General features: G+C 31.2%; 22 protein-coding genes, 4 pseudogenes and 1 riboswitch. Of the genes and pseudogenes, 18 read left to right on the forward strand and 8 right to left on the reverse strand.

The features are described from left to right. Window positions 1–379: 379 nt before the first annotated feature. Together ACFSO7_RS21680 and ACFSO7_RS21685 are read right to left on the reverse strand one after the other, a co-directional pair. A complete protein-coding gene (locus ACFSO7_RS21680) occupies window positions 380–1,327 on the reverse strand; it encodes a methyl-accepting chemotaxis protein (protein WP_377879546.1) in 948 nt (315 codons plus the stop codon). A 3-nt stretch (window positions 1,328–1,330) separates the two neighbouring features. Then, window positions 1,331–2,422: pseudogene (locus tag ACFSO7_RS21685) on the reverse strand (HAMP domain-containing protein); the annotation flags it as partial. A 512-nt stretch (window positions 2,423–2,934) separates the two neighbouring features. Here ACFSO7_RS21685 and ACFSO7_RS21690 point away from each other — a divergent pair. The 8 genes and pseudogenes from ACFSO7_RS21690 (at window position 2,935) to ACFSO7_RS21725 (ending at window position 9,017) form a co-directional block, all read left to right on the forward strand. Beyond that, complete coding sequence (locus ACFSO7_RS21690) at window positions 2,935–3,507, forward strand: hypothetical protein (RefSeq protein ID WP_377879524.1); 573 nt, start codon at window positions 2,935–2,937, stop codon at window positions 3,505–3,507. A 129-nt stretch (window positions 3,508–3,636) separates the two neighbouring features. Further along, a complete protein-coding gene (locus tag ACFSO7_RS21695) occupies window positions 3,637–4,095 on the forward strand; it encodes a chemotaxis protein CheW (RefSeq protein WP_377879525.1) in 459 nt (152 codons plus the stop codon). Between the two features lie 91 nt (window positions 4,096–4,186). Further along, window positions 4,187–4,993, forward strand: a complete 807-nt coding sequence (locus tag ACFSO7_RS21700) for an EAL domain-containing protein (protein WP_377879526.1) — start codon at window positions 4,187–4,189, stop codon at window positions 4,991–4,993. A gap of 225 nt (window positions 4,994–5,218) precedes the next feature. After that, window positions 5,219–5,443, forward strand: coding sequence for a hypothetical protein (locus ACFSO7_RS21705; RefSeq protein WP_377879527.1), 225 nt, complete (start codon window positions 5,219–5,221; stop codon window positions 5,441–5,443). 783 nt (window positions 5,444–6,226) lie between these two features. Continuing rightward, window positions 6,227–7,372, forward strand: a complete 1,146-nt coding sequence (locus ACFSO7_RS21710) for a methyl-accepting chemotaxis protein (protein WP_483861714.1) — start codon at window positions 6,227–6,229, stop codon at window positions 7,370–7,372. Window positions 7,373–7,521: 149 nt separating this feature from the next. Beyond that, window positions 7,522–7,983: pseudogene (locus ACFSO7_RS21715) on the forward strand (protoglobin domain-containing protein); the annotation flags it as partial. Between the two features lie 129 nt (window positions 7,984–8,112). Beyond that, window positions 8,113–8,745, forward strand: a complete 633-nt coding sequence (locus tag ACFSO7_RS21720; RefSeq protein ID WP_377879547.1) for a methyl-accepting chemotaxis protein — start codon at window positions 8,113–8,115, stop codon at window positions 8,743–8,745. Window positions 8,746–8,801: 56 nt separating this feature from the next. Beyond that, window positions 8,802–9,017, forward strand: a complete 216-nt coding sequence (locus ACFSO7_RS21725; protein WP_377879529.1) for a hypothetical protein — start codon at window positions 8,802–8,804, stop codon at window positions 9,015–9,017. 852 nt (window positions 9,018–9,869) lie between these two features. Here the strand turns inward: ACFSO7_RS21725 and ACFSO7_RS21730 are convergent. Both ACFSO7_RS21730 and ACFSO7_RS21735 read right to left on the reverse strand, forming a co-directional pair. Beyond that, window positions 9,870–10,427, reverse strand: coding sequence for a CBO0543 family protein (locus tag ACFSO7_RS21730; protein ID WP_377879530.1), 558 nt, complete (start codon window positions 10,425–10,427; stop codon window positions 9,870–9,872). Between the two features lie 86 nt (window positions 10,428–10,513). Then, window positions 10,514–10,687: a Spo0E family sporulation regulatory protein-aspartic acid phosphatase gene (locus ACFSO7_RS21735; RefSeq protein ID WP_377879531.1), complete on the reverse strand. Its 174-nt coding sequence runs from the start codon at window positions 10,685–10,687 to the stop codon at window positions 10,514–10,516. 1,265 nt (window positions 10,688–11,952) lie between these two features. Here ACFSO7_RS21735 and istA point away from each other — a divergent pair. The 3 genes and pseudogenes from istA to ACFSO7_RS21750 all read left to right on the forward strand — a co-directional run. Then, window positions 11,953–13,461 (forward strand): IS21 family transposase, encoded by a 1,509-nt coding sequence (gene istA, locus ACFSO7_RS21740; protein ID WP_377879532.1) that lies wholly within the window; start codon window positions 11,953–11,955, stop codon window positions 13,459–13,461. Continuing rightward, the gene (gene istB, locus ACFSO7_RS21745; RefSeq protein ID WP_377879533.1) at window positions 13,461–14,183 is read left to right on the forward strand and encodes an IS21-like element helper ATPase IstB; all 723 of its coding nucleotides are present in this window, start codon (window positions 13,461–13,463) and stop codon (window positions 14,181–14,183) included. Before istA ends, istB begins: the two co-directional genes overlap by 1 nt. A gap of 1,413 nt (window positions 14,184–15,596) precedes the next feature. Continuing rightward, a pseudogene (locus tag ACFSO7_RS21750) lies at window positions 15,597–16,021 on the forward strand (transposase); the annotation flags it as partial. A 90-nt stretch (window positions 16,022–16,111) separates the two neighbouring features. Here ACFSO7_RS21750 and ACFSO7_RS21755 read toward each other — a convergent pair. Both ACFSO7_RS21755 and ACFSO7_RS21760 read right to left on the reverse strand, forming a co-directional pair. Further along, window positions 16,112–16,285: a GerAB/ArcD/ProY family transporter gene (locus tag ACFSO7_RS21755; RefSeq protein ID WP_377879534.1), complete on the reverse strand. Its 174-nt coding sequence runs from the start codon at window positions 16,283–16,285 to the stop codon at window positions 16,112–16,114. An 18-nt stretch (window positions 16,286–16,303) separates the two neighbouring features. Then, a pseudogene (locus tag ACFSO7_RS21760) lies at window positions 16,304–17,659 on the reverse strand (spore germination protein). Between the two features lie 401 nt (window positions 17,660–18,060). Continuing rightward, window positions 18,061–18,144, forward strand: a riboswitch (cyclic di-GMP riboswitch). Window positions 18,145–18,177: 33 nt separating this feature from the next. On the opposite strand from ACFSO7_RS21760, the gene ACFSO7_RS21765 reads away from it, so the two are divergent. The 4 genes from ACFSO7_RS21765 to ACFSO7_RS21780 all read left to right on the forward strand — a co-directional run bounded on the left by ACFSO7_RS21765 (window position 18,178) and on the right by ACFSO7_RS21780 (window position 19,262). After that, entirely contained in the window at window positions 18,178–18,366 is a 189-nt protein-coding gene (locus ACFSO7_RS21765) for a Spo0E family sporulation regulatory protein-aspartic acid phosphatase (protein WP_377879535.1), read from the forward strand. A gap of 18 nt (window positions 18,367–18,384) precedes the next feature. Further along, entirely contained in the window at window positions 18,385–18,522 is a 138-nt protein-coding gene (locus ACFSO7_RS21770) for a hypothetical protein (protein WP_377879536.1), read from the forward strand. 319 nt (window positions 18,523–18,841) lie between these two features. After that, window positions 18,842–18,961, forward strand: a complete 120-nt coding sequence (gene sda / locus ACFSO7_RS21775) for a sporulation histidine kinase inhibitor Sda (protein WP_377879537.1) — start codon at window positions 18,842–18,844, stop codon at window positions 18,959–18,961. A gap of 118 nt (window positions 18,962–19,079) precedes the next feature. Continuing rightward, complete coding sequence (locus tag ACFSO7_RS21780; RefSeq protein ID WP_377879538.1) at window positions 19,080–19,262, forward strand: hypothetical protein; 183 nt, start codon at window positions 19,080–19,082, stop codon at window positions 19,260–19,262. Between the two features lie 539 nt (window positions 19,263–19,801). Here ACFSO7_RS21780 and ACFSO7_RS21785 read toward each other — a convergent pair. Further along, window positions 19,802–20,311 (reverse strand): ferritin, encoded by a 510-nt coding sequence (locus ACFSO7_RS21785; protein ID WP_377879539.1) that lies wholly within the window; start codon window positions 20,309–20,311, stop codon window positions 19,802–19,804. A 369-nt stretch (window positions 20,312–20,680) separates the two neighbouring features. On the opposite strand from ACFSO7_RS21785, the gene ACFSO7_RS21790 reads away from it, so the two are divergent. The 3 genes from ACFSO7_RS21790 (at window position 20,681) to ACFSO7_RS21800 (ending at window position 23,660) form a co-directional block, all read left to right on the forward strand. Further along, on the forward strand, window positions 20,681–21,835 hold the full coding sequence (locus ACFSO7_RS21790) for an HD-GYP domain-containing protein (protein WP_377879540.1): 1,155 nt from the start codon (window positions 20,681–20,683) through the stop codon (window positions 21,833–21,835). 878 nt (window positions 21,836–22,713) lie between these two features. Continuing rightward, the gene (locus tag ACFSO7_RS21795; protein WP_377879541.1) at window positions 22,714–23,334 is read left to right on the forward strand and encodes a hypothetical protein; all 621 of its coding nucleotides are present in this window, start codon (window positions 22,714–22,716) and stop codon (window positions 23,332–23,334) included. Window positions 23,335–23,345: 11 nt separating this feature from the next. Further along, window positions 23,346–23,660, forward strand: a complete 315-nt coding sequence (locus tag ACFSO7_RS21800; RefSeq protein WP_377879542.1) for a DUF3137 domain-containing protein — start codon at window positions 23,346–23,348, stop codon at window positions 23,658–23,660. 706 nt (window positions 23,661–24,366) lie between these two features. Here ACFSO7_RS21800 and ACFSO7_RS21805 read toward each other — a convergent pair. After that, window positions 24,367–24,912, reverse strand: a complete 546-nt coding sequence (locus ACFSO7_RS21805; RefSeq protein ID WP_377879543.1) for a DUF3231 family protein — start codon at window positions 24,910–24,912, stop codon at window positions 24,367–24,369. Window positions 24,913–26,036 lie beyond the last annotated feature (1,124 nt).

A 26,036-nucleotide genomic window follows, 5' to 3' on the forward strand; every position in this document is an offset into this window, starting at 1 on the left:
ATGGGAGCATATTAATTACATTTTACCTTTGATATAAGAATAGCTAGTTTAAATTCTTTGCGCCATCCTATTTAATAAAAAAAAGTTGATGATTCCTTAGCGTAGGAAAACTAGGCTTTCATCATGTCGAAATTTGCTAGAAACACATGATGAGAAAAGGGGAATTTGGAAGATTAGATATGAATAGAAACATATTCTCACAGGGAGAAATTAAGACTAGTTTGTTTTAAACATAGGTCATGGAAGTACTTACTAATTATTCTAAAGAATAATATCAATGATGAAATGAACATGATTGATGGTTATAAAATTACAATTAACAAGAAATCGTAAGGAAAATAACTTAAGGTTTCTCGAATTTTCTTTACGATTCCTATAATTAGATTTTAAATACTTCAACAGATTTAGATAAAAACTTCGTCAACTCATTTAACTCACTTATCAAGTGTGTTATTTCTTCCATAGCATAAACTTGTTCTTCAGTTGATGCGCTAATTTCTTGTGTGGAGGCGGCAGACTGTTGTGCAATAGATGAAATATTTTCAATTGATACTAGAACATGATTTTTCGATTGATCAACCTCGATAATATCTTGCTTTAAATTGCCAACCTGTTCAATGACCTCATCTACAGATTTTTTTATTTCGTAAAATAGATCTCTAGTATTATCAATTGTTATATTGACAAGATTGACTACAGAATTTGCTTTGACCATGTCTTGATTTGCCTGATCTATGACATTAATAATATCCTGTATAATAGATTGTATTTCCTTTGTCGAACTTGAAGATTGCTCGGCCAATTTTCGTACTTCATCTGCGACTACAGCAAAACCTTTACCATGCTCCCCAGCTCTAGCAGCTTCAATTGCAGCATTAAGTGCTAATAAGTTAGTTTGCTCTGATAATGAATTTATGGTTTTAACAATAACCCCGATTGATTTGGATTTATCTGATAATTCATTTATACTATTTCCAATAACATTGGTTATCTCAATATTTTGACTGAACTTTTCATCTAATTCATTTACTGTCTGGACACCTAGTTCATTAATATCCTTCATTTTTTGAGTATTATAGGTAGTTATTAGTAGTTTGTTGGTTATTTCTATTATTTTTTCTGCTAAAATACTTGTAGCCTCAAGACTTTTTGAACTTTCATCTGCTTGATGCTCGGCTCCCTTAGAGATTTCTTGTATAGTTTTCGCAATTTCTTTGTTAGAAATATTAACTTTTTCAGACGAAAGACTAATTGTTTGTGATGCATCACCTAATTTATTCATCATTTTCTTAATATTTCGAACTAGGTTCTTTATATCTAATACCATAGTATTAAAGCTTTTACTTAAATCTCCAAATTCATCTTTTGTATTAACTTTCATTTTTGCTTGTAGATTGCCTACACTTACTTTCTTGAATTCTCTCATCAATAGAGTTAGAGGCTTCTTTATATTATTAATAAGAATATAGCATGTAATAATAATTAATATTATTGAAATAACTATAGCAATTAAATTGCTTTTTACAAGATTATCCCTCTCACGAAATAATTCTTTTGAATCTGCTACGATTGCTAATGTCCAGCCTGACTCAGTAATATCAAATATTGAGACTATTTTTTCTCTACCATCATACTTAGTTTGAATAAAGCTCTTTGATTCATTACTCATTAATGTTGAAATTGCCTTACTCAATGAATCGTTGGCATATTTAATATTAACCCCTTCAGGATTTTCGGAAGTAATGGATAATTCCTTATTAGGATGAGATATATATGTTCCGGATTGGCTTATTAATACCGGAAAGCTACTTGGGCTTAATTCGATTTCTTCTAAAATACTTGGGATATTGTTTAATAGGACAGTGGTACCTAAAGCTCCTATAACCTCACTATTGTCCCCTAATGACGGGGCTGCAATCACTAGTGCTAATTCATCATTTGGACCTGCAGACATGGGCTCTCCAACTACCATTTTTCCTTCCATTAAAGGTTCCCAGTAGTATCTTTCACTTATATTACCTGTGCGGATTTCCGTTATCTCACCTAGCTTATCAAGAATTGGTGCGACAACATTTCCTAAATTATCAGCGGTCCATTGTGCATCGTATATTCCAGGTTCTCTGCTTTTCATTAGAGATAGGTTATTGGCAACCAAATTAGAACGTTCCTCATTACTAACATTTTTATTTTTTAGAATAGATGAGTTCGCCATTGTTTCTGTCTCAACCTTTTTACCGTTTAACCACTGATTAATCTCTCTTGCCTTACTGATACCACTTTGCTCGATATCCTTATAAACTTTATCTTCTAAGGTGGAGTCTAAGGTCTTATAACCAGTTATTGAGATAGTAGCAATGGGGATAATTGAAATAATTAGAACAAATAATATTAACTTATTTACAAGTCTAATATTATTTAACATATTAGGGCACACCTTTCTTTACTATTTTATTAAATGGACTGAACAGTCCATTTCGCTGTTCAGTATAATCTATGTGTTAATATGTGTCAAATATTGTCGGATTTTAAGAGGGCTATTAAGGCAGGCTAATAGATATAAATTTTCTACATGTAGCCCATATAAAAAAGATCTATATTAAAACAAGTTAGCTCTCTTTTTCTACAAATAACGACATTTTTCAGTTTAAATATTTGTAAAATGTCGAATTATGGTGTATGTTACTTAAAATGTATGCTATATTGAATGTGAAAAAAGGAAAGAAAAAACTACGTGCCTGGACCTAGTCCATGCACTCTTTTTATGAGGAGTGGGGTCTAAATTAAGATTAAATGTTTTAAAACACCAATCGATAATTTGGGTTCTTAATAAAGACGGATGGATATTAAATTAGCTGACAGTTTAGTTTGGCAAAAGGTGGTAGTTTTATTTTTTTAATAAAATAGGGTGACTAGTCAGTTTGGAAAGGGCTTAAAATGACGAAAAAGAAATGGACTACGGAAGAGATTCAATATTTAAAGGATAATCTAGGTAAAATGAAAGTCCCAACTATTGCATCGAAATTAAATCGCACAGTGACCGCTGTCTTAATGAAAATGAAAAGATTGAGAATTGGAAACACAAGAGACCAAGTAGGGTTATTAACTATTTATGAATTAGCTAACCTTTGCAATGTTAATTCAACCACTGCTAAAAGATGGGTAAGATATCATGGTTTAGAAGTGATAGAAAAAATAACAAGAATAGAAAGGAGGTACTCATTTATTTGTCCGGAACATTTTTGGGATTGGGCAAGTAACAATAAGGATAAAATAGATTTTACCAAAATAGAACATAATTCAATACCTCCAGAACCAAAATGGGTGACACCATTAAGAAGTCTTGTACCCAAATCAACTACTTATAAAAGTTGGAGTACAAAAGAAGAAAGCCTATTGTTACTTTTAAGCGAAAATGGCCACACCGTTGATAAGATTAGTAAAACTTTAAATAGAACAAAAATAAGTGTCCAAAGAAAGTTATATCGTATTAGGAGGAATAAAAACTAAAATAAAATATTTTATATTGTTAGGAGAATCGTTTTATAAAGTTTGAGAGAGTTATTTAAAAAAGAAATTCTCTAAGGACTACAATTTAAAGAAAGTATAAGTTTACATTTCTGTAAGGAGGAAAATACTGTGAAAAATGCAAAGGTTTTAATTTTTACGCTTGGAAGGGAAGAATTTGCTTTAGAAGTTAAATACATAAGTTCAATAGAACCCTATTATGATATTACAAATATACCAGGAGTAAGTTCAATGATGCTAGGCGTAATAAGTTTAAGAGGATTAGTTACTCCTATTATCGATTTAAAGCAACTATTAAATATTGAGGTTAATGAAAAGCGAAAAGTTGAGGATCAAAAAATTCTAGTGACTAATAAAGATAATGAAATCATTGGTTACCTTATTGATGTTGCAAGTGATGTAATAGATATTAATCGTACAGATATCCAGCCTACACCAGAGATATTTAAGCAAAAAAATGAAAGTTATGTCCAAGGAATCTTTAAGATTAATGGGAGGATAATTAAGATTCTAAACAGTAACTGTCTATTAGGTACAATAGGTAAAAAAAGTGAAAACAATTATTGTTGATTATTAGATTTATTTGTAAATTTTCAGTAAATGTGATAGTGATCAATGATTTTCAGTTAGTATTATCTTTAATTAGTGAAAGGAAAAATCAATGAAGCCTAAATTAAGTATACCCAGTGCTATTGATACAAGTGAAGTGTTGTGTTCCGTTTTAAAAGAGGAAGGGTATTATAAAAATTATCTAATTTATTATCAACCTCAGGTTTGTTTGCGCACATTCAAAATAGTAGGGGTAGAAGTACGATTTAGAAAAATGAATCTTTATGATAGTTTTATATCATTTAATCAATTTTATTCTTTACTAGATGAAGAAGAAGTTGGTAAACGGATGGTAATGAAGGTTTTTCAACAATTTAATGAAATTCTGCAAAACGGAGTATCAATTACTTTATCTATCGCTCTTTCAGCCCAGCAATTACAAGATAAAAACTTGATTGAACATATTAAACATAACACTAGCATATTTGAGATAAAGTCTAGCTTAATTCGATTTGAACTAGCAGAAAGTATCATAACATATTTAGAAGAATCAATAGAAAATATAAAACAACTGAAAGAATTAGGTTATCGTGTTGCTCTAGATGATTTTGGAACAGGCTATGCTTCTCTTAGTTACCTTGATTATTTACATATTGATACACTTAAGCTTAATAAAAGCTATGTCTCAAAAATTAAAAATATTGAAACAGATATTCCTGTATTAGATGGGATAATTAAAATTGCCTCAGATTTAGAATTGGAGATTATTGGAGAAGGTGTTGAAGATATGAAGCAATTGACCTACCTAAAACAGAGAAATTGTAACATAATTCAAGGTTCACTTTTTTCTGATCCCTTGTCTTTTGAACGCTTCATGCACCTATTAAATTTATCGAATAAGTCTTTCATTTGGTTTTAGATGTAGATGATGTAATGCTGAACCCAATGGTACAAATAAAAAATGTGGCCAAGACCTATTATGGATGTACACTAGTTAAAGAAAAACTATTCTAAGGATCCTGTTGAAAAATCCTATCTTTAAGAAAGTTCTTTAATTTAAACAACCTAATGAACATCTACTTCTGAAGTTGCGAGACGACTCTATTTTTATATTAATACTAAAAATATTAAGTGAGGCATAATAATGGAATGGCTTTATCAAAATTTGTTTCTATGGATGAACAATAATCAATTACTTAAAGTAGACTATATTGTTCCACGAGAAGGCAGAAAATCACTAGTTGGTCGTTTGATTCAATATTCCTACGAGGAACAATTGTTTATCTTTTACCTGGATGATACTAAGAGCGTACTATCACTACATCAAAAGCAGATTGATAAGATTGAATCTAATACAGGGAAACACTAGTAAAAGTAAAGAACAATCAAATTTGTATGTTTCTATATAAATAGCAGTACTACCTAAATGATACTGGATGATATTTTTTTTGAATTTAGGTTGAATCTTAATAAAAGTATTTAAATATAACAGTATGGCTGCCAAAAGTATATAAAAGTTGAATTGAAAAGATTCATATAGAAAATGGAAAACACTGGTCATAATGAAAGGACAAACATCATGAACTCAATTTTTAGTAAAAGTATGTTAAGCTCCGCATTTTTTATCCTTATTACAGGATTAGGAATTACATTTTCCATAATCTTTATTCAAGGAAATCTGTTTTTAAAAACCTTCCAACAACAGGCGATGGGATTCGCAAATTATTCTTTTGCAACTTTTGATCCTTTAGATTTAGAAGATAATTTAACCCAAGAGAACACTAAACTACAAGAACAATTAGATTTTATTACAGAAAAATATCCAGATATCTCCCTGTCGTATTTCTTTGGTACAGATATACAAAATGGGAATGAAAATAAAATTTTAACTGTTCCAACGCATCTTAAGAATGTGCTAAAGTCCGAACAAAATTTGTCGTATGGAGATTACTATGCTCAACCAGAAATTAATATTAAAGCTATTAAGAATATTATGAAATCAAAAGAAATGCTTGCAACTAAAAGTTATAAAGATGACTTTGGTACGTGGGTTTCTGTTCTAATACCCATTAAAAGTAAGGATGGATCAATCAAATCCTATTACGGAATAGATATGGATGCCAGTATTATTAGTTTATCCAAGAAGAAAATCATGAAAAATAGTCTAATCATCCTCTCAATTATTTTAATTGTTGTATTAGTTCTGCAGTTTCTGACTACAAGAAGGCTACTATCACCTATTAGTGAATTAAATGATGCCTTTAATCAAGTAAGTGAGGGAGAATTAAATGTAGAATTAAGCATCTTTAGAAAAGATGAACTTGGTCAATTAGCAAATGCCTTTAATAATATGACTGCTAAAATGAGAGGAATTATTGTTAACGTAAAATCAATGTCAGGAGAAACAGTTAGGTTAGGAGAATATTTGTTTAATATAGTTGAGAAGAGTAATCAGATAATTACTAAAACAAATACTTATATGGGACAAGTTTCAAATGGTTCAAAGACCCAAGTACTTAGCTCAAAGATAAGTGCAACAGCAATGAGTGAAATGGCAGAAGGAGTTAATAGAATTTCTTCTTCTACCTCAACTGTTGCTAATGCATCCGTAAGAACTTCTAAACAGGCTGAAATAGGGAAGTTGAGTATCGATAAAACTATAAAACAAATGAACTTAATACAAGAGTCTGTAGATAATTCAGTTGAATCAGTTCAGAGATTAAGCTTAAACTCAACGAAAATTGAGAAAATTATTGGTGCAATTACTCAGATAGCAGATAAAACAAATCTTTTAGCATTAAATGCGGCAATCGAGGCAGCACGTGCAGGTGATCATGGAAAAGGATTTGCAGTAGTTGCAGATGAAGTTAGAAAGTTAGCAGAACAGTCATCAGAATCAGCACAACAAGTTATTCAAATTATTAATGAAACCCAAATGGAAACAAACAATACAGTTCAATTAATGGGAATAGTTAGTAAAGATGTGCTATCCGGCTTAGAAATAGCCCAGGATGCTGAAAGTGTCTTTAACGCTATACATCAAGAAATTAGAAATATAACTGATCAAATTCATGAAATTACAACTATTTCAGAACACTTATCTGAGGGATCAGAACAAGTTTCTGCATCGGTAAATGATAATGCCATAATTGCACAAAATTCAGAGCAATATTGTGTTAGTGTAGTAAGGTCTTCAGAAGAGCAGCAAGATGTATTGAAGCAAATTACGCATTCTATGCAGGATTTAGTGTCAAAATCAGAAGCACTAAAAGACACGATTGGTATTTTTAAGGTTTAAGAAATAATGGTTATACAGTTATTTAAACTATGACTATAGAATTGTTTTTTAATAGAAAAAGAAAGGTTGGAGGGACTTCATTGTTATTTAAAAGGTCAAGGAGAACATCAGTGCAGAAATTTGAAGCTAATGAGTCAAACGAAATAATCATGGAAAAAAGAGGTGATGTGGCAAAGCAATTAATTATGATTGGTCTTGTCGAGGAAGACTTGTTAATAATAAAAAAATTGAAGCCTTTAGTAACTGATAACATTGATAGTATCGTTGATAGATTTTACCGAAACTTAGAAAGTGAACCTTCATTATTGACCATAATTAATAATAATAGTTCAATAGAAAGATTAAAAAACACTCTTAAACAACATATTTCTGAAATGTTTGAAGGTAAGATAAATGATGATTACCTTGTCAAGAGAAAACGAATAGCTCATATGCATGTGAAGATTGGTTTACAAACGAAGTGGTATATGTGCGCATTTCAAGACCTGTTTCTTTCTATATTATCTATTGTCGAAGATAAAATCAAAATTAAAGAGGAATATTTTCTAATTGTAAGAGCAGTATCAAAAATATTAAACTTAGAACAACAAATAGTACTTGAAGCATACGATTTGGAAACAGAAAGATTAAAAAAGGAATTCGATCAAAAGAAGATATTGATAAGAGAAAATGTCACTCGTTCGGCACAAAAACTTGCTGAACTCTCAGAAGAAACCAACATAACTTTTAGACAATTAAATTTGCAATCAGCTGAAATTATTTCAACAGCAAGTTATGGAGCAGAATTATCTGTTCAAGCTGAAGAACGAGCTAAAGAGGGAAAAGAGCAACTCATCAAACAGAATGAGAATATGGAAGATATTTATCATTCTGTAAACGACATATCAGGTGATATACGAGTATTACTAGGGATCTCCAGTCAAATGCAGGAAATAATAAAAATTGTAACGGCTATTGCCATCCAAACTAATTTACTCTCACTTAATGCTGCAATTGAGGCAGCTAGAGCAGGTGAATATGGGAAAGGTTTTGCAGTTGTTTCAAATGAAGTGAGAAATCTTGCAGAAGAAACTAAGAAATCTGTAACTAATGTATCTGATTTAATTTTATCTATGAACTTACAAGTTGATAAGTTAACTTATTCACTCGAAAAGATAACTAATGCAATAGTGAATGGTAAGAACATAATGATAGGTACTGAAGAATACTTTGAACAAATAAAAAATACTATGGCTAAAACTAAAAATCAAAATAATAAGATAGAAAATGAAATAGTTACATTTGTCAATGTAATAAATGACTTTGGGATTGCATTCAATGAGATAGCTATATCTGCTGATAGGCTGACATTGATCACGCAAGACATGAGATAGTTTAATTGTTTCTTATGAAAAAATACAAATAAAGAAAAAGGGCAAAGGGAGGCTTCATGCTGATTGATGTTATTCAACAATTTATATCAATAATTGAGATTAATTATTTTCATTTAATGATATTTATGACAAGTGTATTAATAATCGGTACTTTTTTATTTCACTTATCAAATTGGTTAAGAATCCCTGAAGTATTTGCCACTCCTTTTTGTGTCATAGGTGCTATATCTTTTAGTATTCTGATTTTAAAAGGATTAATTTTCTTAAAATAATTAAGGAAGGAAGCACGAATTATATATTATAAGGTAATGTTATACTATAAAAATAAACTTACTGATTGGTTTTTAATATGAAGATTTAATATAATCATCATTTTCTTTTACTTAATACCATATTTTAAAGTGGTCCGCCACTCTCTGAAAATACCAAAAGTGAATAGTAAGAGGGATCAAAAGATTCGTATTGGAACCCCTAAAATTATCCATTACAGGATTGGACAAACCGGTTTTGATGGGGATAGATTACAGTATGACTGAGTCAAAACTCCATATCGAGACTTCATAGTCACATTTGTTATTTCTTAATCAGTACACGTCACTTATAAATATCAATGCATGCAAATTATTTTTATTTGAGAAGGTAATGGGCATTATTTATCCAAACTTTTTGATTGATTTATTATTGGTGAGGGATTAAATCATGTAGGAGCAGTTGCTTTAGGAAAGATTAGTCTGATACTAATGAAATAATATTTCTTCTCAGAACATTAGTTTATACTTTAAACATGGTAAGTAACCAGTTAAAAATAATTACGGAGAATTAATTTATATTAAATTCGTTTTATCAGTACAGCACAGATCGATAATTTAATAATACTGGATAAACTTTATATTGCGAGCAAGGCACTTATAATATGGCTTTTTGACCTTACTCGCTTAACTCAATATATCCAGAAAGTTCTGACTATTATACAGGAAGATTCAAGTTACAGATATGGCTTGTAAATATCTTGCTCAGGAATAATATTTAACCGGTACATTGAATAGTAAGTTATCAAGTTTACTCAACAATTCAAGATGACCGGTATTTATTACGAAATGTTTAAATCAACTCACTTAATAAATTTAAACATTAGCATTTGATTTGTATTCAATAAAATCTACAATCAGTTTAATAAGAGAACCAACTATAAGCAAAGTCATAAATGAGTAGAAGTTGTTCCAGTTATGTAATTTATAAAAGTTAAAGTAAACAAATATGGGTACGCCAATGAATCCAAGTATTGCAGACATGGCTATATTTGCGATTAGGTAGTATTTCCAATTGCTAAATATTTGATAAATAATTGTCATTATTACTGGAATCGTAGCAAAGTCGACCGCGTTAAAAGATCTAAGGAAAGCTAAGAATTGATGAGGATAACTCCAAAGACCAAAATAATTACCAACCTCATTTGTAATTCCTATTAATGTAAAACTAATAATAAATGCAATGGTGATTAGTAGGATTCTTTGTCGGTCAATAATCATTATAAAAAAAACAAATGATAATAAGTTAATGAGGAATAAAAACCACCAATGACCACTAAGGACATCTCGAGTTAACCAATATTCCATTTCTACATTACGTAAATTAGCTTTGATTTCCATTATCTGTTCAAACATAATTTCCAGCTCTTTCACTTGTATTGTTACCAGTGAAAATAAGAGTATGCATAGAATGAATAGTTGTTAATTCATTTTAAAAACCAATATTATAAACGAACTTTCTAATTCTTTTTAAACGCTAGTAATTGATATTTTAAAAGTAAAAGGTCAAGTTGCTCACTAATAATGATAGTCTCATTGTTTTCAAGTCCCTTATTAAGACCGACTTTAATCATTTTTAATCGTAGTTTATTAATTTGTCTTAATAATTTTGTTTGTTTATCGTTATTTATCATGAAATAACCCCATTAAGATTCGCTAATCGAAATTTTTCATTTACGAAGGTTATTATGGACAAATTTAATCTAGAAATAAAGTGATTCAACAAAACTTCTTATGAATAGACAAAATTTGCAACGGTTAAATTTATCTAAGGATTGTATTAAGTAAATTTAAAAGGTATTCAGGGAAAGTCACCCAAAAAATGAAAATAACAAAAAGAATTATTATGTATCCTAATTTTTAATATTGCATTTTTAGTTCTAGGTGATTGTATATCTAACCAGACACTTATTAATATTACTATCGTAAGGACAGTTTCAACAATAAAAAGTAAATGGTGTAAATTCTTTCATTTAACTCCTAAATCCAAGTGTTGTTGTTAATTTAGACGAAGGATAATTATTTTAGATACGAATCGCAAGAATTCTCTAAAATTCATAGTTGACTCAAATAGAATATTAAATCTGCTCACTTTTTAGAGTCAAAAAAACAGTATCCTGTTCATTTAAAATACCTATTTTCTAATTTTGTTTTTGATTTGGACTAACATTATTAAAATTCCTAAGTTCAAGAGAACGATAATCGGAACTCCTAAATATATAAAAGAAACAATATCCAAATTAATGAATCATTATTTGAGAGAACTTCCACCAATATCACCTCCTTTAAATAGGATGTTAAGTTTATTATGGAAGTTTCACAAATATAACAAAATTACTAAGTGTTGCTGAAGACTATACGAATCACAAGAGTAATCGTGTGTTACAACTAATTAGTTACCTTTTTTTGACTGATTTAATAACTTTTACTAGAACTGTTGTTTGTCCCAGGTTCACAATAAATGAGGTGGATTTATACCATAGTATATTTTTAGAACGACCGTCAACCGATGGGAACGCGATCAGTATATGAATATGTATTAATTCATTCAAACCCTTGATACAACTAGTATTGGGTTCTTTTTTTGCAGTTTTAATAGTTTTGAGACCATTATCTATAGTGCAAAAATTACCCTATATTTTTTGGTGAAATATTCAAGGACATTATTTATATACTCCTCGTAATCGTTCATTTTAAATATTTTAATTTTTTTAATGTTGTGAGATATACATCAGCTGTAATCTGCATACTATGTTTATGGCAAACTATTAATGTAGTGAATGGCCATTAATTTGTGCAGGCCCTAGGGCCTGCACAAATTAAAAAAACCACTTGCCAACAATTCCTAAATACCATACCCTCCTAGTTGGGCAAACCATTCAACGGGAGGTATTAAGGAGTGTTAACAGTGGTCGAAATAAATTATATCAGACAAGAGGTAAACACAAAAGGGTGTTCATATTCTGACGTTGCAAAGAGGATAAATAAGGATCCTAGAACAGTTAAGAAGTATGCGGATATGGAAGACTTCAATATCGTAGAAAAATCAAAGCAGAACAGGAAAGCGAAAGTCATGGATCCAGTTAAACCTATTTTGGATAAGTGGATTGAAGAGGATTTAAAGAAGAAAAAGAAGTTTAGAAGAACGGCTAAAAGAATGCATGAATTATTAAAAGGTCAGTATGAATTTCAAGGCTCAGCAAGGTCAGTGAGACGTTATGTGTCTGACCGTAAAAAAGAGTTATTAGAAGTGAGTGAAACCGCAGCATTACCATTAGAGGCTAAACCGGGAACAGCACAAGTTGATTTTGGTGAAGCACCGTTTAAATACAACGACGAGATGACTACATTACCATTTCTAGTAATGTCTTTTCCAAATAGTAATTCATTTTACTTTCAGGTATTTCCTTCGCAAAATAAGGAGTGCTTCCTAGAAGGTTTAAAAAGAATGTTTCATTACATAGGTGGAGTTCCAAAAGCTATTCGTTTTGATAACTTATCACCTGCGGTGAAAAAGGTCCTACCAAATGGCGAACGGGAGTTAACAGATGAATTTCATAGGTTCGTTTTACATTATGGATTTGAATATGAGTTCTGTAATCCTGGAAGTGGCAATGAAAAAGGCCATGTGGAAGCAATGGTCAAATATGTTCGTAATAACTTTCTCCTACCAGAGTTGACTATTCATGATTTAGAATCATTTAACAATTCTTTATGGATTAAAGCAGAAGCAGATAGAAATAGACCACATTATCAAAAAGAAACTCTTATTGCCGAATTATATTTGGCCGATCAGGAGAAGTTTTATCAATTGCCAGCAAAAGAGTTTGAATGCGTAAGATATGAACAAGTAAAAGCTGATAAGTATGGCTATATTCGTATTGAAAATAAACTTTATTCTACTTCACCACGTTTTGCCAAACAAATGGTTTTGGCCAAGATATCATTTAAAGAGATTGATATTTTAACAGAAGATTATGATGTGATTATTAAGCATGATCGCTTGTATGGCAAAGAACAAAAATCAATGAAATGGCAACCATATTTGACTCTCATGGCCAAAAGACCAATGGCCATTAAATATACAGAGTTCTACGAAAAATTGCCACCTGAATGGCAAGATTATTTATCGAATTGTACCATACAGGAGAAGCAAGCTGCTCTACAATTACTAACAGTGTTACTTAAAGAGCATGACTTCCAGGTGCCCACACGGGCACTGATAATGGCATCGGAACATGGACATCCAAGTATTGATTCTATTAAACAAATGTTCTACCAGTTGATTAATGGTAGAGGGATTAGGAGTTCTATAAACCCTAAAGAAAATATACCGATTATGCCAAATGCAGTACGTGGACTCAAGCAATATGATCAATTATTTGGATCAACTGTAGGTGATCATTAATGGAAGCTCATATTGTAGAATTCTCTAAAAGATTAAAGCTTACCTGGATCCCCCAGAATTATCAATCAGTAATAGCAGAGACAAATGAAGAATACTTACTAAAGCTTTTTGAGAATGAAATTATTCAAAGAGAGGAACGCAAAGTTAATCTTCTTTTAAGTCAAGCTACATTACCAAAAGTATCAGGAAAGCCATTTGATTGGAAAGAAATTCAGATGGCTCCTGGACTTTCTAGAGATTATGTAATCAGTGGAGAATTTCAACACAATCAAGAAAATATGATTTTTTATGGTGGCGTTGGTGCTGGAAAAACTTATTTATCAACACTTATTGCCTTAAATCTTATCCAAAATGAAGGTAAAAAAGTTAAGTTTTATACAGCAGCAGGTCTGGTAAATACCCTCTTAGAGGCAAATGAGAAAGGATTATTAGGGAGGTTCTTTAAACAAATAGAAAAGCTAGATTTATTGATTTTAGATGAATTGGGCTACATTCCTTTACATAAACAAGGAGCTGAACTATTATTCCAGGTTATATCTATGTGTTATGAAGCTAGAAGTTTAATCGTTACTACAAATCTACAATTTGGACATTGGAATCATGTTTTTGGTGATCCGATTTTAACCGAGGCTGTCATTGACAGGTTAATTCACCATTCCCACTTATTAGTTTTTAATGGGCCAAGTCATCGAATGAAGGATTCAATTTTACAAAACAGATAATTTATGGGGGTTGGCAAGTCTTACATTTTTAATTGCCATTTAAAACATTTCCTACTTGCCAAAAACATACTACCGTCTCCAAGGCTTCCTGTATAATTTCATGCCAGTTTTGCTTCAAAAAGAAGTACTGCGTGGGAATATTTAATTATAGAAGACCTACATAGCTACGATAAAATTCTCAATGGTTAGTATCGTTCTAAACATAACTCATTGGCTTTGCTTGGCTGGTGTATTGGCTCATTTAAATAGAGCCACTCCGATCGCGAAATCGTAAGCCACTCATTTTCCAGCTAGAACACGTCTTGATTTGGAGTGAGAGGTATGATAGGCTCGCTGGATTCTCGAAATACTTTGGTGTGTCGCCTTTCGAGCAAAATCCTACCTCTGGAGGCTCCACGTCAAGATATTCCAGATTTTCTAGTTTTGAAAGGAATAGTGCCTCACTTTTTGATAATCAGAGTGGCTCAAAATCAATTATCGAAAACAGCAGGCTCAATATATTAAAGCGAAGTACAATTTCGAAATTGTCTAATAGACCAAAAATCCATTGACAATTGGAGTTTTCATCATTTCTAGGAAATGTATTTATACCGTAGGGGGAGCATCCAATTGATGAAGAATCAGAGTCGAAACTCTTGAGAGTTAAATAATGTATAGCAATAGCCCGCCGTCGAAAAGATAGATTGTCTAGGGCTTGGAGAAACGTATTTGTTAAATATGGGATTTTGTAGATTAATAATCAAATTTTGTATTATCTTTCGCAAAAAAAGAGAATAATTATTACCTATTTTCAATTTTCTCAGGTACTTCGACAGTATCTCTACAAGCACAAGGATCCTTATGCAATGTGTTCAGAATAATATCATCACACCCACTAAGTAATAGTATAAAGGTTAGTGAAAAAAGTAATTTAGTTAGTTTTTTCATATTTGATTACCTCCATTTTAATAGACAGATGGTATTAAGGATAAGTTACCAGAAAAAATGAAAATAACAAAAGAATTAATATGATACCTACAAAATAAAAAGGATTAGATATTCCTAATCCCTCATTCGTAGTATTCGTCGATTATTTGTTCTTAACAGAAGTTTTGTTCTTGGTGTGTAAAACTAAATACAGGGATCCTAGTGAGGAAAATAAGATAATTAAACTAACGAATGGAATCTTGTTTGCTGAAAAAAATGCTCCAATTAATAATGGGAGTGAAGCCAGATAAAATAACATACTTGCAAATAACATAAGTTTGGATTTATCCAAAATTAATCAACTCCAGAGATATGTAAATCTAATAAAGTTCTATAATTTTATATTTAACAACCGACATGAAATAAAGTTTGGTTAGGCTACACTTAGTTGGACAGGTACTTTAAGGTCAAGTAGACTACAGTAAATACTATAGGGGAGAATCTACTATGACTAAAAAAGCCCGCCGAACATTTACATCTGAATTTAAGGAACAGATTGTTCAACTCTATCTTAACGGAAAAGCACGAAAGGATATTATCAGGGAATATGACTTAACCCCCTCTTACTTAGATAAGTGGGTGAGTCAAAACCAGACTTCTGGATCTTTCAAAGAAAAAGATAATCTGACTCCTGAAGAACAAGAATTGAATAAACTCCGAAAAGAAATTAAGCAACTTCAAATGGAGAACGATATTTTAAAGCAAGCCGCGCTGATACTAGGACGAAAGTAAATGTAATCAAGAATAACCAACACAAATACTCGATATCAGAAATGTGCGAAGTCCTACAACTACCTAGGAGTACCTATTACTATGAAGCAAAAGTAAGAGAATCTGAGGATAACATCACCTCCTATATTATCGACATTTTTCATTACCAATTACATTTCCGTATATGTCAATATGAATCTCAAATAAATTGTAAGATTGATAATATTTCAAGGTTTTTATTGCTACTATCACTACCAGATGAATGACAAATGATGCCAAATAATTGAAATCCAAGCATCTTGTTTCGACTCTTTATAGATGATTCTTTGAACACCAGCAACACCAATTCCCATCTGTGTTGTGTGAATAATGAAAAATACAAGAAATGAATTAAACATTAAATACTTTGGTATGTTAGGTGTCATTTTCACTTTAGCCCCTCACTATTCGTCTATATCTTTTTTCTCTTTGCCCTTTTTAGGAGAAAACTTATATTCATCAACAGGACGATTAGATAAAGGTCTTTTACTTGAAAAAGAAATAGGCAAACGTATAAAGGAATCCTTTAAATCAGTGATTCTAAAAGGAAATATTGGAACAAGATACGGTCTTCCAATACTTGTTAGATTTAATAAGTGTAATATTATGTAAATGAGTCCGATTACAATTCCAAATCCACCCCAAAATCCAGCTAAAATAATAAGTGGGAATCGAATAATTCTTATAACTGCCCCCATCATGTAGTTTGATGCTGTAAATGTACCTAATGCGCTGAATGCAACAATAATAACTAAAATATTACTAGTAAAACCTGCTTCAACGGCAGCTTGTCCAATAACAATACCTCCTACAATCCCCATTGTTTGTCCAACTTTTGTTGGTAGTCTAGCTCCGGCTTCACGTAATAACTCTAAAATAAATTCTAAAATTAATGCCTCAAGTACGGGTGGAAACGGAACCTTAGCTCGTGACTCTCCTAGAGAAACTAAAAGTGCAGAGGGAATAACTTGATAGTGAAATGTTAAAGCAGCAACTTACATTGGAGTTAATAAAATGGACAACAACATTGATACATATCGGATAATTCTTAAAAAACTTCCTATATTCCAGCGGGTATATACATCATCTGTTGTTTCAAAGAAATTCAAAAAAGACGTTGGTGCAATAATTGCTTTTGGACTTCTATTCACTAAAAAAGCTATTTTACCTCTTGATAACATATAACATACTCTATCCGGAAGTTCGGTAATAAGTAATTGAGGAAAAAGGGAAATTGAATCATCGTCTAATAGCTGTGAAAGATACGTACTATCTAAAATATCATCTACTTTAAGGTCGTTTATTCTTTGACGTAAAGTCTGAACATTTTCAGGATCTGCAATATCATTTATATAAACAAGTCTTACTTCCGTCTTATTTCTAGTATCAGCTTCAAGTTTCTCAGTGATAAGATTTTCATCATTAAATTTTTTTTTAATAAAAGCTAGATTTGTTGACAATGATTCGGTAAAGGCTGAATCAGGACCAAAAATAGTTGATTCATTTTCTGAACTTTGGATGGCTCTTTCTAAATTTTTTTGCAAGTTAATCATTACTACTCTTTGATGATTAGAAATAACAATACAAATAAATCCTTTTAGTATTTGCTCAACAATCCCATTATGATCATTAGCTTCTTCGATTCTTCCAATTGGTAAATTAGATTTTATTAATTCGAAATTAATTTCACTCTCACTTATATTTTGTAAATGAGTAATTACAAATCTTACCAATTCTTCATCATCAATTAAATAACCTATATATACTAGGTGGAAATTTTAAATTGTCTTGACTACTAAATCTGGGTAATACATTTTAAGGTCATTAATTTTAGATAAAAAATTCCCTTCCTTAGATTTCACATTCCTATCAGTAGAATCTGCATCACCCTGTGAAGATGATAATTTATTAAACATATACTTACTCCTATCATTTTTTATATTTTATTTTCTACTAATTGTATCTTAATTATTCAATATTAAGAGTAATGTAAATTAGGATAACGGTATTGACTTTATTTCAGATGAGTAAGCTTTAATATTCAATAAAATTTTGATTGTAAAAAAATGTCGAAAAATAAATCTAAATAGTTGTGAATATTCTGAAAACATAGTATATTTAACTTATCAGCTCCGTTTTCCTTATAAACCAGTTGCACTTAAATGCAAAATGGCAAAAACATTCGATAGATGGTGACGCAAACTATAGGGGCTAAGTTATGAAAATATGCCCACATGTTACCAAAGTTTACTCCTAATAAATAAAGGGGGAATGTAATTTGGATGGAGATTTTTGTAGGGAAAATTATTTAGATATGATAAATAAGGATATTTATATCTTAAGAAGATTAATGTACATGGCTCGAGATCAAACTGGTAGAATAGATGACTCATTAGTCCTTGAGATAAGCCAATATTTGGATCAAAAGATAGCTAAGCATATAGAGTTAATAAAAACCCATACTTAATATTTGGAGGAGTGTACTTTGGTTAAAAAGAAACCTATAAAAAACAAAGATCCAATAACTATCGAACTTCATTTAAAAGAACAAGAACAGAAAGAGCAAATAAAGTGGCAAAAATCTGTGATAAGAGAAGAATATAGCGTACTTCTAAAGAAGTAGGTACTATAAATTACCTTTGAATGGTAACTGTTTTATCATTCTGAAGTTTTAAAATTCAGTACAAATTGCTACCCTGAAAATTTCGGCTTTAAATTTTGCGCTTACACAGTCAAAACCTATAAGAAAAATCATAAAATATATGCTTAACGGTAGATAGAGATATATCAAAAACATTTGAAATTCAAGCACATATAGCTGAAAATAAATTATTAATTAGTCTCATCTAATCAATTTAAATTAAAGTAATTCGAACAAAATAGATAAATTTAAAAGTAAAGAAGAAACTCTGCAATATTTTTCAATTAAAGAGGGGAAAATCATGAAAAATATTAGGGATGAAGTGTTGATTGAAACTTACTTTAAGTCAAATCTAGATAAAGATTTTGTTGTGCTAATGAAAAAAGAGAGCATTAAAAGAGAGCTTTTGGATAAAACTTAGACAAAAAATTATGAGTTGTTTTGATAATCCTATTGAACTAGTGGCAATACAATAAATTCATCTATGCCCATTTTAAAACACACTAGTATAATACTAATGTGTTGAGGAGGAGATATACATGCACGAATTAGAAGTATTGGATAAAATAAATACACCTACTCTAGTTGCTATGTTCATAGCAACCCTGAAACTTTTTTATAAAATAGACATGAGACAATCAAAAGGAATTGTTGAAGCATATACTATTCTTGAATGTCTGTATCATATTTCTACCATACTGAAGGATAGAGTAGATATTTGATAAGTTAATACTTTCTCCTACTATTTATAAAAGCTTGTTGGAACACTGAAGAAGTTTTTTATACAAGATTGATTTGAAATACAAAGAGGGATACCACTAACATTATGTGGTTATCTAAGCATCAATGTGGGGAGCTATTGATAATACAATAGTTCTCCACATTGATTTTTAGATAACTACGGTTTCCAATCGGCATCATTTTTATAAAAAAATTCCAAAGGATGCAGTTTTCTCCTTCACGGGTACAAAAATGAAAAATAACATCTCCTCTAGATGTAATTTGTCTAAAGAATCAATAACATATATTATATTCCCAAAATGTCCATTTAATTAGATTAATCCTATTAAAGAATGTCTATACTTATCTAACTAAATGAATTTGTAAAAGGTAAAATTAGATTATAGGAAGTTTGTTTAAAAATACAGCTGAAATAAACAAAACTATTCTATAAAGAATGGTTGGAAATAGTGAATAATTCCCATAAAAACATTTAAGTCTATGCATATCTTGTGTAGAGTGTGTTAGAGCAATTTCAAGTTTATCCTGCTGCTGAAGCAGTTTTTGTGGCTGTTCGCGCTCCTAATTCCTGATCCAATAATAAAAGTGCAGAAGGGTTACTCTCAGCAAGTCTAAGTCGATCAATAATTGTTTTTGCTTGTGCTTCCTCATCGATTTGTTCTCTTAAAAAATCTTGTATAATGACAGCAGCCTGCGGGTCTATTTGATTTACGTAGTTATAGGCTTGACGATAAGAATTTGTAACAAATTGTTCATGAGCTAACACTTTTTGAAAAGTCTCTAACGGCATACCATAGTCACTTGGCTGGGCAGGAATACTACTCAGTTGGACAGTACCATCCCGATCCACAACAAAATCAATTAAGGAAAGCATGTGTTTTCTTTCCTCCTCCGATTGCAATCTCAGCCAGTGAGCCATACCTGTTAAGTTCAATCTCCCCATATATGAAGACATGGCAAGATATAAAGTCGTTGATACATGTTCAATTTGAATCAAATTATTAAATAACTTTTGAAGTTCTTCATTCATTTCCTATACACTCCTAACCCATGATGTTTTACGCTTACAGTATATAAATGTTAATGAAAATGGTTCTTTATTTTATTAGGAAATTTACATGATAAATGATTCAGCAACATATGAAATAAAGATTGGTTCCAAAAATATGGGTTGTTTTTAAATTTGTTACAGCTGCGGAAATCATTTATATATGCTTAAGTAGTATGTGAATGGAAAAAAATCTATCCTTAATGCATTTAACAAAATAGGTAAAATCTACATGTTAAATAATTTCCTTAAATCACACCTTACTTATTAATAAAAAAAGATTACCTAAGTTATTAGTAATTTTTATAAATAGACGCAAAATTTGATAAGATTATAATGGGGTGATGACTTATGACAATTTATAAAAAGAAATACATTAATGAACTTCTGCAAGGAGATATTATTTTACATCCTCTTTACCGTACAGATGGGTTGCTTTTCTTGACTAGATACAAAGAATTGACTAGTTCAATTCTAATTACTCTCAAAAAGCAGTTTCCTTCAAATATTCAGATTCTTATAGTGTCTAGCATTAATGACTTAGAAACCTTTGAAGTACAGAAGATTTATCAGAATGAAAAGTTTATAAAAGAGCTTGAAAGTATTGCTAATTTACTCAGTATATATATTAAAACTGAATTAGATATACTCAATTATAAGGATGAAAGAGCTTTTATATCCAATCTCCATATAACATCTATTTTTGACAAATTTATTCACTCTCCTATATGGAGAAATCTGGAACGATTCTTTGATTCAACCTATTTATTAAAGAGAGTTCCAAAAGTAAAAGAGTTATTTTTTCAAACATTAAAAAAGGATCCACTTCTTGAAATTCTATTTAAACAATTGAGAGAGTTTCATGATGTTTTAAAGATACACAGTATGAATACTGTGATCATTTCTATTTCGATAGGATTAACTCTAGAATTAAATGATGAGGAACTTGTGGAATTAGCAATCGCAACATTATTCGCTGATATCGGATTTATCAAATACCCGAAATCAGATTTTGTTGTATATTTAAATCACGGCAAGAGACATGATTTACTTGCTAATCACATAAAGCAATCAATTGAAGCAATTTCTACATCTCAATTTTGCAAACGAAAAAATGTTGTATTTGGAATCCTTGATCATCATGAACGGGTTGATGGAACTGGTTCACCCAAAAATAAAAAAGGAAATGAAATCCATTTATTCGGAAAAATTATTGCCATATCTCAAAAATATGATGAACTTGTTGGAGGATATATAGAGGAAACCAGTTTAGTTTCTTATCAAGCAATGCAATATATTTGGGAGCATAGGGGAACTATGTTGGATGAGGAAATTATAAGAATATTCATCTATAGAACCTCAATCTTTAAGATAAACGAGCCCTTTTTTTTACCAAATTACCAAAAAGGGATTATTATAGGCTTTAGTGATTTCATTAACAGCCCTCTTCTGCCTATTGTAAAAATGGAAGAAGGATACATTAGGGATTTAAGTAAAACTATTTAAGATAATTCTAGATTCGGACTTAAAATATAATAATGAAAAAACCTCTCTTTAAGAGAAAAATTATCTTACATATTTAAACTTTGTTCAAATTCATGTTTTTATTAGTATTCAGTGGAGTGAATTTGAAAATATTAGTGTGATGATATTATCATATTTATTTGTCCCACTATCATTAAAAAAGTTTTATATCTATCTAGAACATAAGTAAATTAAGGAAAGGATCAATACCTTCTATATTTAATAATGAATGAAATAAAGAAGTTTCTAGCACCAAGTATAGAATTATAAAAATCAAGCAACTCTGTTATTTTTACACACCATATTGTTGAGGATGTAATGGATTTTTACCTTATATCTTTCCGTCAGAGCCCTCATGTGATTGTTTTTTATTGATGTTTTGCAAAGAATAGATTGGTTGTGACAGATCGGCTTAAGATTAGTATTTTGTAACAAATAGCATCACTAACTATATAATCTAAGAAAATGTTATGTGCTTATGCAACATATGAGAGCGATACGCTGCAGGAAGTCACACGTTTCGTAAAGACCTCTCAGAGCCACAATCGACAGAAGCAAAAATAAAGAACTATGAAGAATTGGAACAAACACTAGGCTCAACTTACAAACTGAGAGCTATCCCAAGCTTAAAGCATATGAATTATATATATTTACAACTTACGGACAATAACCTGGAGGAAAAATTATATGCAAGTTGACGTACATATAATGCAATCTTTACAAGCTAAAAAAATAGGATTAGGATTGCTGACATTCCCATGAATCTTATTGTTAGAGCACAGGATTTTAATCAGAAAATTTACTTGATATTGTAAAAAAACAGATGTGGATATGACAAGTTTATTAAGGAGGGGAGTTCATTGCTTCCGGCTTATAACGATCTTAAACATACAATCTCCTCGTCTTTCGCTCAAATTGAAGATTTGCGAAGACGATTAGTAGCTTCGAGAAGGACGCTGCGATTAATTTTATTAGGTACCCTAGTATTGAATATCATCTGCTACTTATATGCACCTAACTTCGTTCCGCCTGTATTTGCAGTATTGATCATTTTGACCATTGTATATTGGGTACGGAAGAAGAAAGCTGCAACTCAATTTCGAACGGCATATAAGAGCAAAATCGTTGCACCTCTGACTCAGAAGATGGCGGAACTCTGCAGATTCCCTAACGAGAACGAATCATATACTTATGAGTGCGAATATTATCCAACTGATCGCGTAGAGGATGAGTTAATTCATCGATCCAATCTATTTCCTTACAAAATTTCTACCACACAGGGTGAAAATCTATTTGTCGGAAAACTAGGCTTAACAAGTTTTAAATTTTCGGAGCTTAAACTTATCCAGGAGCAAGCTGGTACAGATGGTATGACAGATAAGTCAATTATGTTTCAAGGGGTATTTTTTGTTGCAGATTTTCACAAGAATTTTGAAGGGCTTACTGTGCTGACAGGGAATAGTCATCGACTAATAGCCTAGTTGGTAAGGTCATGACACAAATAAGTAAGAATCTGCTTGAGTGGAAGAATGGTACCTTAAATCAAGTTATCAAACTAGATAATAAAAGTTTTAATGAAGCGTTTCAAGTACGCGTATCAGACGAAAGAGAAGCACGTTACATTCTTTCATCCAGTATGATGGAGAGTTTGCTTAATTTTAAAAATAGAGGCAAAGGACGATATGCACCTATCAATATTTCTTTCGTTGATACCTGTATGTTTATATCCATTTGGAATCATAAAGATCAATTTGAGGCGAATATTAATCACGAATTAAACGACAAGGCTGTTGAAGAGATTTATTAGGAGTTATGCTTTTACTTTGGAATAATCGAAGACTTTGATCTGAATACAAGAATATGGAGTAAGGTATAATCGTCTGGCCCTTTTTTTATGGTGTTATAAAAAGACGAAGAAACTGTTCAAATACCCCTAATTTCAATTTGTTCTATTTCAGCAGTTCTTAGATAATCTCATTATTGCTCGGTATGTAATGATTTCATGGAAAGCAATACGTAATAAAAAATCACCTAAAGAATGTATATAGCCAGTGTGTTTGTTTGAATAAAATGCTAGTTTAGATCAGATGAAATACCTTATTTTTATTTATGTCTACTGTGATTCTTTGTAAAGATAATACAAGTATATCATCAGCAACCAATTATTCCGAAGAGCTATAGATATTAAGAGTCAGTCCTTAGTTGAACTGCACCCGATTGTTAGACACTCTCTAACAATTGAGGTGCAGTTTTTAATGACTAAATTTATATCTAAGTTAAATTTCCATTTTAATCCAAAGTAAGCGTAAAAGTGTGTCCTGAAGAACCGTTTGCATCGAATGGAGGGTAAACATAAACGGTACACGATTTGTATGAGATGAGGGATGGTCCCTTTATGTTTGTAAATCTCCTAACTGATACTTCTTCGTTAAGAAAGGTACTAATTGGCTTAGATCAGTACCTTTCCTTCTACAATATGCACTCACCTTTCGTTAAAGAGTCTTAGTTGGCTTTTATTCAGGTAATCCTGATGGGGTATAATAAGGTGGCACTTTTAACCAACCTCTTTTTTGTAAAAGTCTTTTAGTAGTCGCTCCGAAAGTTAACATCTCCGTATAAAACTCTGTCCAAATCAAACCAACATCTATTCTGATAGATTGTGAATTACCAATTGCACATTCCACTCCAGCAGTTGCAACTTTTAAAGATACTCCATTTGCTATCTCATCATCTGTAAGCTTAGCTCCTAGTGGAATTTCATTTGGATCTGATACTGGCTTTTTCTGTTGGCTAGGAGGTAATGGTATTCCTTCTTTTTGCATAAAACTCGATAACCTTTGAGATTGACTTTCGCATAGTTTTTTAGCATCTACAAGTAATTCTTTTAGTTCATTATCAATAGTTGTATTTAGCCCTACTTCTTCGTATCTTATTGCCTCATTAAGAACCGTTAAGTAAGTCCAAATAGTCATTACTTCTCCTACATGGAGGGGTTGTTTTGGTTCATTTTCAACTAAAGTCATTAAAGTATTCCATACAGTTTCAAAAGGATTAGGCATTTGTTTCCTCCTATCTTCTTTTTCCTTTTACTATTGTTTGAAAAAAATTTTAAAAAATACTATATTTTCTTGTTACTTCGCCACTTTTTTTATTTCTTTTCTTTAAATATTCCAGTATAAGTCTTCTATGTAATTACAATTCATTCTTGTAAATAAAAATAACCCGTTGAGTTTACAACGAGCTTTTTAAATGAGTTGTTGAATTTATTATATTGGAAAATTACTTATTATTTTTGTCAAATTCTTCAATATGGATGAATCTGTTAATTATTTATCCCATTTTGTTTCGCTTCACCATCTTTCGAGTGGTTTTGTCATTTCGGAGTACAATTGAAAATTAGTTTATTAAAAATTGCATAAAAAAACTTGTTTAATTGTTGAATCATAATCATCCAGGAGACGCATTATTGCATAATCAGTTAGCGTTCTATAAAGTTGTTTAAAAATGAGATGGTTCAAATGAACTTAGTTTGAGAAAGAATGTTTTTTTCTTTACAGAAATAATCAAATAACTTGTTCGTAATTAGTCGAAAAAAAGGTGAAAAGAATATCCTGTCCAAACAGAACTGGGGTGTAACCGTCAACCACAATTGGACACTTATTGCTCATTAGCGCAATACAGGTGCCAGATCGTGCGGAGAGTCTAGGTTGCATAAAATAGTGGGAGTTCCCACCAAAGGGGTTGATTACTTGACTTCAACCGTTATGACAGTAGGCTTAAAAGGGGGATGGGTATCGTTTCAAGGTGGAAGTGAGTGCTCGAACGGATCGGTAATCATTTGTGATTGTAGGGTTACCTGATGCATCGGTTAAGGATTCAAAAGAAAGAGTATGCAGTGCGTTGTTTGAACAATACCAGAGTTTAAAAAGTCTGGACCAGCGAAACATAAGGTGCCAGCGTATAATGGGGAATAGGTCAAGTAATAATTTTTAAGAAAAATGGCCGACTTTAAGTAAAACCCCCGTCTTCCATTTTCAGGAAGGTTCAACTATCACAGATTATTATAATAGGGCCCCTCTAGGTCGTGAAAGGATCTTGCGTTTTCATCCTGCAGTGATACCACCTAGCAAATATAAACTCTAATTTTCACGTATTATCCGTATTTGCAGGACAAGATCCATAA

It is taken from the genome of Bacillus sp. CGMCC 1.16607, from assembly GCF_042683745.1.
GTDB lineage: Bacteria > Bacillota > Bacilli > Bacillales > Cytobacillaceae > Pseudoneobacillus.